The sequence below is a fragment of the Pseudomaricurvus alkylphenolicus genome (genome assembly GCF_011683955.1).
Classification (GTDB): domain Bacteria; phylum Pseudomonadota; class Gammaproteobacteria; order Pseudomonadales; family Cellvibrionaceae; genus Pseudomaricurvus; species Pseudomaricurvus alkylphenolicus.
The window spans coordinates 223,665-238,387 of sequence record NZ_JAAQPI010000004.1 but is presented as its reverse complement, the minus strand read 5'-3'; the positions used below and the strand labels follow the sequence as shown (position 1 = coordinate 238,387).

Genomic DNA, 14,723 nt, shown 5'->3' with positions numbered 1-14,723 from the left:
GTGCTCCGAACACGTTGTTCAAAATTATTGTTCAAAAAAAACGGCTTGACCACACTTTTTAATGGTCATAAAATTTTAATATGAATAAAAACTGTGAGAGAAAGTCTACCATGAACGTTGATACGAAAACATCCATCGATGCCTGCGCGGCTCACTATGGCAAAGACGAAGAAGCCATGCGCCAATATTTACTGGAGGGAGAGCGCCAGGCGCTGGCTCTCGACAACCGTGGCCCCATTCGCTTTGACTCCCAGGGCAGGCTGGATCCGAAGATCCTGGAAGCATACTCTCGCTACGGTTTCTATATCTTCGAAGGGATTCTCGATCAGGAGGAGGTTGAGGATATCAAGGCGGACCTTGAGGAGATGCGCAGTCGTTTTCCGGCGAGAAATGGCGATAAGATCTCAGTGAGTGGCGGACCGGCGCTGGGTTCGGATTGTGCGGGTCTGAATCTGATCTGGTCCAAGCCTTTGGGTGACCCTCTGGGGGGAACCGCCATTGCCAATGGTCGCCACCAGACCAAATTGTTTGAGCCGGAGGCAGCGGCGGATGCTCCAGAGGAAGCGGTGTTTGTGATGATGGGTTCGCTGCAGTTTTCAGAGAGCTGTCTGAGGGTTTACGGGCATCCCCAATTGCTGAAGGTGGCGGCTGAGGTCAATGGCGAGGACTTTGCCCCTTTCCATGAGAGTCTGTTTATTAAAGATCCCGGTTTGGGGGCGGCGGTTTCCTGGCATCAGGATGGCGACACCCATTGGAACAACCCTGACTTTGATGAAGGCATTCACGGCTTTAATTTTATGGCACAGGTGTATGGCAGCACGGCTGTGAACGGTGTCTGGGTGGTACCCGGTACTCACAAGCAGGGAAAGGTGGATATCACCAAACTGGTTGAAGAGGCGGGTAGTGAGCGTTTGTTAAACGCGGTTCCAATTGTGTGTAATCCGGGGGATGTGGTGATTTGTAATCGTCAATTAGTGCATGGTTCGTTTGCCAATACCGGTTTCGAGCCTCGTGTAACGGTAAACTTCGGTTTCCATCGTCGATCTTCAGTGCTGGATGTCAAAGGGGCGGGTATTCATGCAGAGGCGCTGGTGTATGACGATGAGTTTATTCGCAAACGTTCGCGTCTGATCGGCTATGGCATTGATGCCAGACGCCAGCGCTTTCCGGATGAGGTACCCTACGATTATCAGCCGCTTCGCGATAGCGGTGAGCAGTATCGGTGGGATGCGGCGGCAAAGGCTGATATTAAGGACTATAACCTCTACGATTTGAGTATCTGACAATATGGTTAAGATTGCAGTTCTGGGGGCGGGCAGTATCGGTTGCTATGTCGGCGGCTGTCTGGCGGCGGGCAGGGCGCGGGTGACGTTGATAGGCCGCCCCCGAATCCAGCAGCAGTTGCAGGCGCATGGGCTGCATGTGACGGATTGGCGCGGGCGGGATGCTCAAGTGCCCTGGTCGAATTTTCAGTTTTCTTTGAGCAACGACGTGCTCGCCGATACGGATTTTGTGTTGGTCACTGTTAAGAGCGGTGACACGGAGTCCGCCGCTTTGTTGATGGCGTCGGCGCTGAATCCGAAGGCGGTGGTGGTCAGTCTGCAAAATGGTGTGCGTAATACGGAGGTGTTGCGGCGGTGTCTGCCTGATCACAAGGTGTTGAAAGGTATGGTGCCTTTTAATGTGGTCAGTGCCGGTGGCGGGCATTTTCATTGCGGTACTGAGGGTGAGTTGATGATCGAGGCTGACCCATCGGCGTCTGCATTGGTTGAGGCGTTACAGCGGGCGGACCTCCCTACAGTGATGTCTGATGACTTGGAGGGGATTCAGTGGGGCAAGCTGTTGATGAATTTGAATAATTCGGTCAACGCGCTGTCGGGGATTCCGTTGAAGGAGCAGTTGAATCGCGGTGAGTTTCGTCGGATTACGGCCATGTCGCAGAGGGAGGCATTGGGGCTGTTGAAGCAGGCGGGTATTACGCCGGCAAAGGTGGGTAAGGTTGGTCCTGGGGTTATTCCGTTTTTGTTGTGTTTGCCGGATTGGATTTTTCGACGGATTGCCGGTTCGATGATTAAGATTGATCCGAAGGCGCGTTCTTCGATGTATGAGGATCTGGCGTTGGGGCGTAGGACGGAGATCGATTTTTTGAATGGGGAGATTGTGCAGTTGGCTGAGGCGTTGGGGCGGTCCGCGCCGGTTAATCAGGCGATTGTTGATCTGGTTCGGCAGGCGGAGCAATCTCAGTCTGGGTCTCCTAACTATCCTGCAGCGGATTTATTTCGGCGAGTAACTTCGGGACCTGTCTGAAACGTCATTGAGTTTTGTGCCTCAAAGGCGGCCGAGGATGTTGTTTTCAGAGCTAACCGGCGGCCCTCCAGGCTGCCCTCAGTCACCAAAAAGCCCGGCACGCCGGTCTTTTTGGCTCTTTCGGCGCTCGGTTTTGACGCTCTGAAAACAACATCCTCGGCCGCCCTCACACCGTGGTTCTCCAGGAATTGTGCCTCATTGTTAACTGTATTGTTGACTTGGATTGGACAGGCATAGGATGCTTGCCATTGGCGTTCAATGCCGTATCCCTCTGAAAAGGGCGAATGAAGGACCATGGTCAGCAATCAACGTACTCTGTCTCATTATGCCGCACTGGTCACCCTGATCATTGCCGGTGAGATCATTTTTAGTCTGCCGTTCCACGTGCCGCGCTTTTTTCGTCCAACATTGCTCGAAGTCTTCTCCATAACCAATACCCAACTCGGCGATATATTTGCACTCTATGGCGTTGTCGCTATGCTCTCTTACTTTCCCGGTGGTTGGCTGGCTGATCGGTTTTCTGCCCGCACGTTGATGACGATGTCACTGCTGGCTACTGCCATGGGCGGCTTTGTTTTTGTCTCCATACCCAGTCAATCCGTGCTCTTTGTTCTATTTGCCTTTTGGGGGCTCACCAGCATCCTTCTGTTTTGGGCCGCGTTGATTAAATCAACAAGAGAGTGGGCCGGTGCTCACGAACAGGGTCTGGCTTTCGGCTTTCTTGATGGTGGCCGCGGTATGGTGGCCAGCATTCTGGCCAGTCTTGCGGTGCTGATTATGGGGCTGCAATGGGTCGAGGGCGGCAGTGCGGAACAGCAAAGTAACGCCCTGCAATCGGTTATTCTGTTTTATGCTGGTGCCACCGCACTGACTGCGGCGTTGGTGATATGGCTTCTGCCACCTGCGACGACTTCGTACGCTGTGTACTCACGCCGATCAGCGCCCTCCTGGAAAACCGTTTTCTCCAACCCGGCGATTGGCTGGCAAGCCGTTATTGTCGTGTGTGCCTATTGCGGCTACAAAGGGCTGGATAACTACGGTATCTTTGCTGTGCAGGTACTCGGCATGAGCCAACTCGACGCCGCTGCTTTTACTGCCAATGCCAGCTATACACGTCCTATTGCCGCCATTGCAGCCGGTCTGCTGGCGGACCGCTGGATCACCAGCCGTCTGGTCTCCACGCTATTCGGAATCTTGGCGCTGGCGTTTGTGACCCTGATCCTGTTGTCACCTATGGCGGTGGGAGAGCAGCTGGTCATCGGCAACCTCCTGCTAACGTTTATAGCCGTTTATGCGCTACGGGCTGTTTACTTTGCTCTGTTGGAAGAGTCCAATATTCACCGCAGAATCACGGGGTCAGCGGTAGGTCTGATCTCAGTTATTGGTTTTACACCCGATATCTTTTTTGCGCCCATCACCGGTCGGCTGCTCGACGCAAATCCGGGGACTACCGGTTTTCAACATTATTTCCTTTTTTTGTCATTATGCTCGGTGTTGGGTCTGATAGCTGCCCTGCGTTTGAAAAAATCCATCCCCTGATTTTTTGCCATTCCTGCGACAATATTGAACAATACACGGCAACAAAGAGGGACCAACATCCATGAACACCTACGACTACATCATCGTCGGCGCCGGCACCGCCGGCTGCGTCCTCGCCAATCGCCTCAGCAATAACCCCAACAACAACGTACTTCTGCTCGAAGCCGGTGGCAAAGACAATTACTTCTGGATCGACATTCCCGTCGGTTACCTCTACACGATCAACAACCCCCGCACGGACTGGTGTTATCAGACTGAACCTGATACTGGCCTCAATGGCCGCAGCCTCGGCTATGCCCGTGGCAAAGTTCTGGGTGGCTGTTCCTCCATCAATGCCATGATTTATATGCGTGGCCAGCGCAGCGACTACGACCATTGGGCTGAGCTTGGCAATCGAGGTTGGGGATGGCAGGATGTGCTGCCCATTTTCAAACAATCCGAAAGCTACCAGCATGGCGCTGACGAATTTCACGGCGCCGATGGCGAGCTTCGTGTCGAAGAACGGCGGGTCAATTGGGAAATACTTGACGCCTGGCGGGATGCGGCTGCAGAAACGGGTATCCCAAAAATCGAGGAATTTAATCGTGGCGATAACTTCGGTACTGCCTACTTCCAGATGAACCAGCGCCGAGGCAAGCGCTGGAGCGCAGCCAGGGCGTTTCTCGATCCTGTCAAAAATCGTCCCAATTTAACGATCATTTCCAATGCGATTGTTGAACAGCTGGAGCTCGAAGGTGGCTCCGAACAACAGCGCGCAACGGGAGTAAAAGTCAGCATCAATGGCGCACCCTCCCAGGTGTTCAGCGCTAACCGCGAAGTTATCCTGGCCGCCGGCTCCATCGGTTCGCCGCAGATACTGCAACTGTCTGGTATCGGTAATTCACAGCAACTGCAAAGTATGGGCATTTCGGTTAATCATCATCTGGCCGGGGTGGGGGAGAATCTGCAAGACCACCTTCAGATCCGTACCGTCTACCAGGTGGAAAACACCGTTACCCTCAACCAACTGGCCAATAGCCTGGTGGGCAAAGCCAAAATGGGGCTTCAATACCTGCTGTTTAGAACCGGTCCTCTCACTATGCCACCCTCGCAACTGGGGGCTTTTGCCAAGAGCGACCCCGACCAGCCCAGCGCCAATATCGAATGGCACGTACAGCCCCTGTCGCTGGATAAATTTGGCGAGCCGCTTCATCGCTTTAATGCCGTGACACCCTCAGTCTGTAACTTGCGACCCTCAAGTCGGGGGCATATCCGGATTAAAGATGACAATCCCAACAGCGCGCCGGAAATCAAACTTAACTACCTCTCCACCGAGGAAGACCGGAAAGTGGCCATCGACGGACTCAAATTTACCCGCCGTATCATGGCGGCTGATGCGCTCAAGCCCTATAACCCCACGGAATGGAAGCCGGGGTCGGACTTGCAGACGGACGAACAATTGGCCCACGCTGCCGGTGATCTCGGTACCACCATTTTTCACCCAGTGGGTACCTGCAAAATGGGCTCAGATGCCGAGGCGGTGGTCAACGACCGCTTGCAGGTACACGGGGTCGACCAGCTACGAGTCATTGATGCCTCTATTATGCCCACCATCGTCTCTGGCAATACCAATGCACCAACGGTGATGATTGCGGAAAAAGGGGCCGCCATGATCCTGGAGGATGCCAGTTAGTGGTTCGTCCGATGTCTTGAGACAGGGGACAGACACCGTGTAATTATCGTATAGTGAGCGTTGGATTTTGATTGACATCAAGCGAGAACCCCATGCTCGACCACGTGCGCGCCGGCGCCGTCCTGTATACCAAAGAAACGCCTTCCCGAGACGCACTCAATCTGGTGGCTCAAGAACTGCTCGAGCGTGGCTGGCGCGTTGGCGGAGTGGTGCAGGAGATTCATCGCCATAAAGATGGCTACAAGACGCAAGTCGATATTATCGATGTATCCACCGGCGAGCGTATTCCGATCAATCGCCCCACCAGGGAGCAGATCGAAAACAATGAATGCTCGCTGAATCTCTCAGCGCTGACCGACGCTACAGCCGTGTTGAGAAAGGCCATTGCTGACCGCGTTGACCTGGTGGTGGTTGAGAAATTCGGCGAACAGGAGCAGCAGGGAGGCGGTCTTGCCGACGAGATTCTGCATGCCATGGCGGACGGTATTCCTATTCTGGTTGCGGTGCCAGCCGGCGTGCAGGAACGCTGGCAGGAGTTTACCGGCGGTTGCAGTGATCTCCTGCCCTGTGAGGTTCCAGCGTTGCTGAATTGGTGCGAAGCCCTGGATCGGGACTAGACACTCCCACGAGATCATCTATCCAGGACCAAAACCTGCTCACTTTCCGGGGTGACACGGGAACAACAGGCGATAAGATGCTCCCGGCGTTCGTCCCGGGACAGTACGAAATCCCTGTGCTCCACATCACCTTCAATGTACCTTGTCGAACAGACACCGCAAATACCGTCGTTGCACTTGGTGATTACGGGAATATGATTCTCTTCCAGGACCTCGGCCAGGGATTTTTCTGCAGGAACATCAATGGTTTTACCGGTGCTGGCAATTTTTACCTTAAACGGGAAATTCTCATACTCATCGTGTTCCGGTGCTGAGAAATATTCTCTTCTCAGGTTGTGTTCATGCCAACCCAGGGTTTCTCCTGTAGTGAGCACAGCGTCCATAAACGCATTGGGTCCGCAGGTGTATAGAAACTTGCCCGGTTCAGCTGCGCCAATGAGTGCCGCCAGATCCGCTCGAGTGCCTTCCGCTGATATATGAAGATGTACCCGATCTGCCCAGGGCGTTGCCAATAGCTCTTCGATAAATCCCGCCGTCGAGCGTGAGCGAAAGCTGTAGTGAAGATCGAAATCAGCGCCGATGGCGTATAAATGATGACCCATAGCGATCATGGGGGTAATGCCGATACCGCCGCCAAACAAAAGTGTTTTCTCTGCCGACGCTTCCAGTTCGAAATGGTTACGGGGACCGGTAACGGGAACAATTGCGCCTTCTAACAAACGTTCATGGGCGCGGAGCGAACCTCCACGTCCTTCCGGTTCATTCAAAATTCCCAGCACATATTTGGAGCGATCAGCGGGATCGCCGGCCAGGCTGTACTGTCGGGTGAAGGGGGCATCGATCACCAGATCAATGTGGGCACCCGCTGTAAAAGGGGTTAAAGGCTTGCCGTCTGGACTTTCCAGTTCAAACCGGACAACGCCTTCGGCACTCATTTCCCGCTTTGCAATACGCAGATACTGCACGTCAGGCGTATCTTCCGGAATTTGATAGACAGGTACCAGGTTGTCGGTATCGCCCCTGTCCAATTTCGCTTGGTATTCCTCAGGCGACAATAGATTTTGGTAGCGTTCGATGGCCAGCTCTCTATCCATTGGCTGCACAATGGGTACAGGGGCCGGTGCCATATCCGCCGGGTAGCAGGCCAGAGTCTGGTCTTCAGGCTGCAGGTCCAGATCCAAATTCAATTCTCGAACGTTAATCCGTTCTTCAGGCACCACCTGTTTAACGCCGGTCTGGGTGGTTTCTATATCCCACCACCATTTTTTCATCGGATTGATGTTGCCATGCCCCAATTTGTCGTCCAACCAGGTTAGCCCTTTGGCCGCCTGCGGAACCTTCATGGCCAGCCAGCGGAACGGCGATTCTACAAACAACCCTTCCAGGTTCCAGGGACAGGTTTTCATGCAGCGGCCGCACATGGCACCCTGGTCCTGGGTCATTCGATAGCGCCCGCATTTTTCGACATCCGCTTTCCAGGTTTCGTAGCCGTTAAACATCACTTTTGGGCCCGCAGAGATCGCGCCAGAGGGACACTCGCGAGCACACTTTTTACAGGCGTTGCAAAATGCCTGCAAGCCAAAGTCGATGGGTTTGTCCGCTTCCAGGGGCATATCCGTGGTAATGACCAGGGTTTTCAAACGCGGCCCCAAAAACGGATTCAGCGCAGTGTCTCCGATACGGCTGATTTCCCCCAGGCCCGACAGCAAAACCAGTGGCGTGTGAATCACATCGCTGTCGACAACACTGTGGGTGGAGGCACTGTATCCCAGGTTGCGGATTTGTTCGGCAACAATGCCCCCCAGCAACATGCCGCGAAGGTAAGCGCGCATACTTTGGCTGGCAGCTATCCAATCGTCACCGCTGGCGCCCTCCATGGTTTCGTGACCTTGATCGATCAACAGGGTGATCGCGTTTTTATGGGGAGGATGAATTTCCGAACCATCCAAATCGTGGGAATACCAGACCCAGTCGGGTGCCTCGGATATTCCGACCATGTCGGCACCCAGGTAATGCAGTGCGGACTTTATTTTCTTGGCATTGAGTCGGGGATCGCAATGTCCGGGAGCTTTGTCTGCCGCGGGTGTTCTGCGCTCCAACAGGTGCAAACTTCCAATAAGACCATACTGGGCTTCAGCGGAGGCTGTTTTAACCACGCAGAATTCATCCACACAAGCATCCTGCACCGCCTTGCCCATATCGCCGAAGTTGGCTCGCCAGAAGACATCGTGGCGTTTGGGGACGCGGGGGATTCTGGGCTCATCGATCAGTGTTGTCGGTTCTTGTCGACGCTTGATTCTGTCAAGGCCATAGATGTCCCGCTCATAGCTTTTGTGTTTATAGGGGTCGAGATTAAAGGCGTTTTTAAGGGTGCCCGACGCCTTCCCCCTGCCCAGCATCCATGCAGGGCCGTGGGATCGAATACTGTCCGCCAGGCCTCGGGGAGCCAAAGGTTGGTCGGCGGCGACTTCCAGAGTGGTGGTGACGGCAGCGACGGCAAATCTCTGCCCCAGGTAGGGGTGGTGAAGCCTTCCCTTCTCGTCGATCTCTGCGGCACCGGCTGCAACTGCCGCCCTGGCGAGGTCTATATCGGTGGTGGATTCCGTATGCGCACGTGCCTCGAAGCCCAGCGCACGGATATAGTTGGCCAGTACGACGGCGGTTTCCGAGGCGCGGATACTGCCTCGGTGAAGTCCGCAGTCGGCGAGCCAGTCATAGGCGGACTCTTCGAGTTGCAACTCCCGAGGAACATCGTAGATAAGCACAATGGTGTGAGTATGGTGCTGAATGGACTCCGCGTTTGATTCGATGCTCTGGTCCAATTCGTGCGCGATATGATGATGGAATCCCGGACGCTCCGGCGGCAACGCATGGAGTTCATTCTCAACATCGGACAGGTGTGGATTGATGTAACTTTCGTTCAGAAACAACTCGCCGGAGATGGAACAACAGCTGACTTGCAAGGCATCCATAAAATAGCCCATGGACTTCACCTGTTCGGCTCGTTGCTGAGGGCAGGCGGGGATATCGGGCATCTGATCCGAGACCGGTCCATTGCGGGATGCGTCCATATAAGCGGCGTAGATTTGCATGGCATTGACCAATGATGCGGGATTGTCTTCGCAGCGAAATTCTAACGGTTGCCGAGAGGTAACAGTGGACAAATCAACGGGTGACCCAGTCCGTTTCAGTTTTTCGTAGGGCAGTGGCCCCATGGCGATGGCGCGGTTTTTATAGGAAAACAATCTCATACTGACAATCCTGAAGTGCGAGCTGAGAGAATATAGACTCGGGTGCAGGCGGGACTATCGTTAAAAGTGATGATCCAGAGAAACAGCTTCAGATCATGCGGACAATTTTCCAGCATCATACAAATATATGATGGGCCGATCATAGTGGTGGCGGTAGGCTGCAGTTGATTTCTTGACGAAATCTCTCTTGACGACCTTAAGGGGCTGCTGACTTCTCATTGACGTTGTAGCCCCCCTTTTTCGGAGGCTCATATCGCTTCTGCATATCATACATTCTGACGATGGCCGGATCTGGGGACAGGCACCGTTTTCAATGGAACCGTTCTGGTTTTCCGAATCGCACGAAGTCAAGAGGAACAATCTATATAACGCAACACGAAATAAATAGCCAAAAGAAATTACGAGGATAGATCTAATGATAAACACAACATCCAATGTTCAGCGAAGGGCCTCTGGCCTGGCTACTCTCGCCAGCACACTGGTGATGGGTGTGTCGATACCAACCACACATGCCGCAATACTAGAGGAAATAACTGTCACAGCTCAAAAGCGTGAACAGTCCATGCAGGATGTCGGCATATCGGTTTCCGCGTTTGACGGGGACCAGCTGAAGGCGCTGGGGGTGACCAATACCGTTGAAATTACCCAACAGGTACCCGGCTTTAATATGAACAGCTTTAGCCCGGCAATTACTATTTTTAACCTTCGTGGAATTTCTCAAAATAATTTTTCTGATAACCTGGAGGCACCGGTTGCTACCTATGTCGACGATGCTTACATCGTGAGTATGAATGCGATAAATGGCCAGCTGTTCGATACGGAAAGAGCGGAAGTGTTGAGAGGGCCACAGGGAACACTCTTCGGTCGCAATGCCACTGGCGGACTGGTTCATTTCATCAGCAAAAAACCCACGGAAGATACCGAAGGTTATGTGGAGGTCAGTGCGGCCGACTATGACAAGTTCAGTGTCGAGGGCGCCATTAGCGGCCAAATCAGTGAGGATGTGTTGGGCCGACTGTCCGCTCGCTGGGAGACTTCTGAAGGCTATCTCGAAAACCAGTACCCCGGAGGAAGAGATTCCAGCGGCCTGGATGGTTACGCCTTGAAAGGACAGCTACAGTTTGACGTCACCGATAATCTGGATGCCTGGATCAAAATCAGCTATGCCGAAGACGACGATGTACCCACCGGCACCTACAAGTACGCGCCCTCCACGCCGGATCCCGTCACGGGGTTGGGTAACATCGAGTCGCAGACGGATGTACACGAGATTAACTCCGATACTGATGGATATATGGATCGTGAAAATACATCCGCGACCATTAAATTAACGTGGGACCTTGACGATTTGGAGCTGGTGTCTATCACCAACTATATGGCCAACGACAAGGTGTATCTGGAAGACGCCGATGCCCGCCCTGCACCCATTTTCATATTTGGCGCGAAATCAGACCACGAACAGTGGTCGCAGGAGCTTCGACTGTCCGGTGAAGGGGAGCGCTCCCGCTGGCAGGCCGGCCTCTACTACTTGTCGTTTGAGCAGGAAAACTCTGCAACCGTCAGAGGGTTTATTGCCTCGGGGGGTGGTGGAGAGGAAGGCGGCTTCGATATGCAAAACAGCCTGGACGCTACTAACTGGTCCGTGTTTGGGCAATACGAGTACGATATTGGTGAGACAATGACGTTGGTGACGGGCTACCGTTGGTCGCAAGACGATAAAGATTTTAACTATGGCGGTCAGCGGATTCTCGATTTTGGAGCCGGATTTGAATCCGTCTTGGAAGCAGACTACGAAGAAGATATCGACTATGGCGATTGGGCTGCCAGAGTGCAGCTGGATTGGCGTCCCAACGAAAATACCCTGGCATTTGTGGCCTGGAATAGGGGCATTAAGGGCGGCAACTGGGTGACGCCTTCCTTCTTTGTGGATGTGGTTGATTTCAGCACCGGGGAAATTCCAGCAGGTGTACTCAGACACGACGAAGAGACACTCTACTCCTATGAAGTCGGTACCAAATTCAGCTTTTTGGACGGGGCGGCACGCCTGAATGCCACACTCTTTTACTACGATTATCAGGACTATCAGTCCTTTTCTACGACCAATTTTATTCAGACCGTCGTTAACCGGGATGCCGAAGCGGTTGGCGGCGAATTGGAGCTGACATTGTTACCTGCCGAGGGGTGGGACGTACTACTTGGTTTGTCCGTGGTGGATTCACATGTAGAGAATGTACCCGCCGTCACCGAGGGCGTGGAGGTGGATGCTGAGTTGCCCATGGCTCCGAAGGTCAGTATCAATGGATTGGTTCGCTACGAGTGGGCGGCTCTTGGCGGGACCATGTCAGCGCAGTTTGACTTCAACTACAATGGTGACCAGTATCTGGAAACGACCAACGCGCCGGCTTCCTTCGAGGATGCCCACTTTATTGGCAATGCCAATGTCGCCTACACAGCGGCAGATGCGCAATGGAAAGTCATGGCCTGGGTCAAGAACGTGACCAATACCGAGTACAGAGTGTATAACCTGGATTTGGCGGGGGCTGATGTGGTTGGGGGAACCCCTTTTAACGAGTCCGTTTTCGGACCACCACGTTGGTACGGATTTACGGCTTCCTATCACTTTTAAGGATATCTGAAAAAAACGACATCCCTTCTGCATCAGTACCTGGTGCGGAAGGGCTACTCGACCTCCATACGATGATCGCGATCGCTTAGCTCGCGAAAGATTCGTGAGATCAGTTCATTGGTTCCGCTGACACCGACCTTTTCGAAGATATGGTGCAGATGCGTTCTCAAGGTTGGCAGTCGCATTTTCAAATCTTCGCACATAATCTTATTGCTGTGCCCGGCCATGGCGGATTCCAGGACGTCCAGTTCCCGTTGGGTGAGGCCGTAACGTTCTTCGACGTATTGCCTCTCAGCAATTCTGGGTGGCAGGTAAATCCTGTTGAGTGAGAACTGGATAAAACGCTGTGCGCCTCTCATTAATCTCAGCTCCTCAGGTTGGTATTCTCCCAGTTCTTTGGAGCGCGTGGTGAGCAATGCGGCAATAATGCTCTCGTCATTGCGAAAAAAGATGTCGGCCGAGTGAGAAAATCCCCTGGGTTCCATAAAATCCTGATAGAAGATGGTCTGTCGCCATTGTTTGTAGGGCATGGTTGTGTTGGAGCAAACGAGCAGTTCTTCGCTGTCAGCAAAGTTCCTTGGGTGAAGAGGGTCCAGTTTCCAGTATTCTGCGCCGTACTCGCTATTAATGGTGTCATCGACATTGATTCCCACAAAACCTTTCAGATGCATGTGCGGGTCGAGGAAATAAAAGCTCAAGGCCGTGGTGGGGATCATGCTTGAAACCAATTGCATGGCTTCCTCGGCGAATTCTCTGGGTAAATCAGCAGGCCGTGTATTAGGATTGGGCATTACTCACCCTATTTCTTTGTGGGTCAATGTTTCCCAGAATAGATGACCTGAATTTAAATTGGAACCCAACAGGTGAGTCTGTTTTAGCTGTTAATCAGCAGGTGTACCCATATACTGGCGCCATATCCCAGCGCGATCACGGGTGTCCATTTCAGGTGGCTAAAGAATGTGTATTGTCCCCTGGCCTGCCCCATAAGGGCGACACCAGCGGCGGAGCCTATCGACAACAGGCTGCCGCCAACTCCGGCGGTAAGGGTGGCCAGCAACCACTGAGTTTCATTCATGTCCGGGTACATGGTGAGCACCGCAAACATTACCGGGATGTTATCAACGATAGCGGACAGTATGCCGACCAGGATGTTGGCTGTTGTGTGCCCGAGTTCTCCGTAAAAAAATTCTGACGTCATTCCCAGGTAGCCAATAAAGCCGAGTCCACCTACGGCAAGAATAACCCCATAGAAGAAAAACAGGGTATCCCACTCGGCTTTGGCGATTTGGCTGAAGATGTCGAAGGGGCCGGATTCACTGCCATTGGTGGGGGTGTCGCTAACGTCAATCAGCCGGTGTTCTTTGCGGGCAATAAAGTACCCCAACAGTTTGAGGTAGGCCATGCCGGTCATCATGCCGTACACCGGTGGCAGGTTGAGCAGGCTGTGAAAGCTGACGGCGGTGACAATGGTGGCGAGGAACATAAAGACGATGGGTATGCCGCCAAATTTGATTTGGGTGCGTTCGTGTTTGACGGGCAATGGGCAGCCGGTGGGTATGGCCAGTTGCATGATGGCAGCCGGGATAATGAAGTTCACGACGGCGGGGAGGAAGAGTTTGAAGAAGGTGGTGAATTCGAGGATGCCTTTTTGCCAGACCATGAGTGTGGTGATGTCGCCGAAGGGGCTGAAGGCGCCACCGGCGTTGGCACCGACGACGATGTTGGTGCAGGCGACGGCCACGAATGTGGGCTGGCCCTGGCCGATGGCGAGTACCACGGAGCACATGATCAGCGCGGTGGTGAGGTTGTCGGCGATGGGGGAGATGATGAAGGCGAGTATGCCGGTCAACCAGAACATGCTGCGGTAGCTGAATTTGCGGTCGACAAGCCAATCTCTCAAAGCATCGAAGACGCCCCGTTCGAGCATGGCGTTGATGTAGGTAAGGGCGACGAGCAGGAAGAAGAAGAGTTCGGTGTATTCGAGGAAGTTGTGGCGGATGCCTTCTTCGACGGCGGCGGACATGTGGTGTTCGCGGTAGGCGACGGCGATGAGTATCCAGATGATGCCGGCGGCCATAAGTACGGGTTTGGATTTTCTGAGGTTGAGGTGTTCTTCGAGGATGACGAAGATGTAGGCGATGGCGAAGACCAGCAGGGCGGCGTGGCCGACCCAGTCATTGGTGAGGTCGAGGTGTTGTTCGTTGCCCTGGGCGGCAAGGGTGATCGCCGGTAGCATCCAGCTGGTTATGAACAGGGCGATTGATTTCATCAATGCGACTCGCTAATCCGTGAGTTTTGTTTTTTACCCTGAGTATAGTGGAGGATTGGTGTTGTGAAGGAAGTGATTTGAAATTTATTGGAATTGCTTTTGTTTTGACAATGAAAGTGATGCTGCGGGGTTGATCCAAATGGCACCTACTCCAGGCAATTACACTAAACCCGAAAACCCGGTAAAACCCGCAAAACCGCAAAACCGCAAACCCGCAAACCCGCAAACCCGCAAACCCGTAGGGCGGATTAGTCGCGAAGCGACGTAATCCGCCAATATTCTGGTCAGACCCGGGCTGTAGGTTCTGTGCCTCAATCGGCGGCTGGGGGTTCCGTTTCCAGAGCGGTCGGGCGGCCCTCCGGCCTTCCCTCAGTCAGGAAAAAGCCCGACAAAAAACCTCGGTCTTTTTCCCTCCTTCGGCGCCCTCTTTAATGCTCTGGAA

Annotated in this window: 9 protein-coding genes; 6 read left to right on the top strand and 3 right to left on the bottom strand. The window is 53.5% G+C overall.

Features of this window, described 5'->3' with window-relative positions; translation table 11 throughout:
* Positions 1-110 precede the first annotated feature (110 nt).
* From HBA55_RS12830 to HBA55_RS12810, 5 genes are all read left to right on the top strand, one after another.
* Positions 111-1,283: a phytanoyl-CoA dioxygenase family protein gene (locus HBA55_RS12830; protein ID WP_166991585.1), complete on the top strand. Its 1,173-nt coding sequence runs from the start codon at positions 111-113 to the stop codon at positions 1,281-1,283.
* Positions 1,284-1,287: 4 nt separating this feature from the next.
* The gene (locus tag HBA55_RS12825) at positions 1,288-2,307 is read left to right on the top strand and encodes a 2-dehydropantoate 2-reductase (RefSeq protein WP_166991582.1); all 1,020 of its coding nucleotides are present in this window, start codon (positions 1,288-1,290) and stop codon (positions 2,305-2,307) included.
* 294 nt (positions 2,308-2,601) lie between these two features.
* Entirely contained in the window at positions 2,602-3,846 is a 1,245-nt protein-coding gene (locus HBA55_RS12820; RefSeq protein ID WP_166991579.1) for an MFS transporter, read from the top strand.
* A 61-nt stretch (positions 3,847-3,907) separates the two neighbouring features.
* Positions 3,908-5,518, top strand: coding sequence for a GMC family oxidoreductase (locus HBA55_RS12815; RefSeq protein ID WP_166991577.1), 1,611 nt, complete (start codon positions 3,908-3,910; stop codon positions 5,516-5,518).
* 92 nt (positions 5,519-5,610) lie between these two features.
* Positions 5,611-6,135, top strand: coding sequence for a DUF2478 domain-containing protein (locus HBA55_RS12810; RefSeq protein WP_166991574.1), 525 nt, complete (start codon positions 5,611-5,613; stop codon positions 6,133-6,135).
* Positions 6,136-6,149: 14 nt separating this feature from the next.
* Here HBA55_RS12810 and HBA55_RS12805 read toward each other — a convergent pair whose 3' ends face one another.
* The gene (locus HBA55_RS12805) at positions 6,150-9,386 is read right to left on the bottom strand and encodes a 2Fe-2S iron-sulfur cluster-binding protein (protein ID WP_166991569.1); all 3,237 of its coding nucleotides are present in this window, start codon (positions 9,384-9,386) and stop codon (positions 6,150-6,152) included.
* Positions 9,387-9,801: 415 nt separating this feature from the next.
* Between HBA55_RS12805 and HBA55_RS12800 the strand changes: the two genes are divergently transcribed.
* Positions 9,802-12,012 carry a TonB-dependent receptor gene (locus HBA55_RS12800; protein WP_166991566.1) on the top strand — a complete coding sequence of 737 codons (2,211 nt, stop codon included), beginning with the start codon at positions 9,802-9,804 and terminating at the stop codon, positions 12,010-12,012.
* A 53-nt stretch (positions 12,013-12,065) separates the two neighbouring features.
* On the opposite strand, the gene HBA55_RS12795 is transcribed toward HBA55_RS12800, so the two are convergent.
* Positions 12,066-12,803 carry a helix-turn-helix transcriptional regulator gene (locus HBA55_RS12795; protein WP_166991563.1) on the bottom strand — a complete coding sequence of 246 codons (738 nt, stop codon included), beginning with the start codon at positions 12,801-12,803 and terminating at the stop codon, positions 12,066-12,068.
* An 83-nt stretch (positions 12,804-12,886) separates the two neighbouring features.
* Positions 12,887-14,089, bottom strand: coding sequence for a sodium:proton antiporter NhaD (nhaD, locus tag HBA55_RS12790; protein WP_240946070.1), 1,203 nt, complete (start codon positions 14,087-14,089; stop codon positions 12,887-12,889).
* Between the last annotated feature and the right edge of the window lie 634 nt (positions 14,090-14,723).

What these genes read in the sequence shown, in the direction of transcription:
- HBA55_RS12825 (WP_166991582.1), top strand. Translation starts at nt 1,288, where the DNA reads ATGGTTAAGATTGCAGTTCTGGGGGCGGGCAGTATCGGTTGCTATGTC.
- nhaD (WP_240946070.1), bottom strand. Translation starts at nt 14,089, where the DNA reads ATGGCCGCCGGCATCATCTGGATACTCATCGCCGTCGCCTACCGCGAA.
- HBA55_RS12830 (WP_166991585.1), top strand. Translation starts at nt 111, where the DNA reads ATGAACGTTGATACGAAAACATCCATCGATGCCTGCGCGGCTCACTAT.
- HBA55_RS12815 (WP_166991577.1), top strand. Translation starts at nt 3,908, where the DNA reads ATGAACACCTACGACTACATCATCGTCGGCGCCGGCACCGCCGGCTGC.
- HBA55_RS12810 (WP_166991574.1), top strand. Translation starts at nt 5,611, where the DNA reads ATGCTCGACCACGTGCGCGCCGGCGCCGTCCTGTATACCAAAGAAACG.
- HBA55_RS12805 (WP_166991569.1), bottom strand. Translation starts at nt 9,386, where the DNA reads ATGAGATTGTTTTCCTATAAAAACCGCGCCATCGCCATGGGGCCACTG.
- HBA55_RS12820 (WP_166991579.1), top strand. Translation starts at nt 2,602, where the DNA reads ATGGTCAGCAATCAACGTACTCTGTCTCATTATGCCGCACTGGTCACC.
- HBA55_RS12800 (WP_166991566.1), top strand. Translation starts at nt 9,802, where the DNA reads ATGATAAACACAACATCCAATGTTCAGCGAAGGGCCTCTGGCCTGGCT.
- HBA55_RS12795 (WP_166991563.1), bottom strand. Translation starts at nt 12,803, where the DNA reads ATGCCCAATCCTAATACACGGCCTGCTGATTTACCCAGAGAATTCGCC.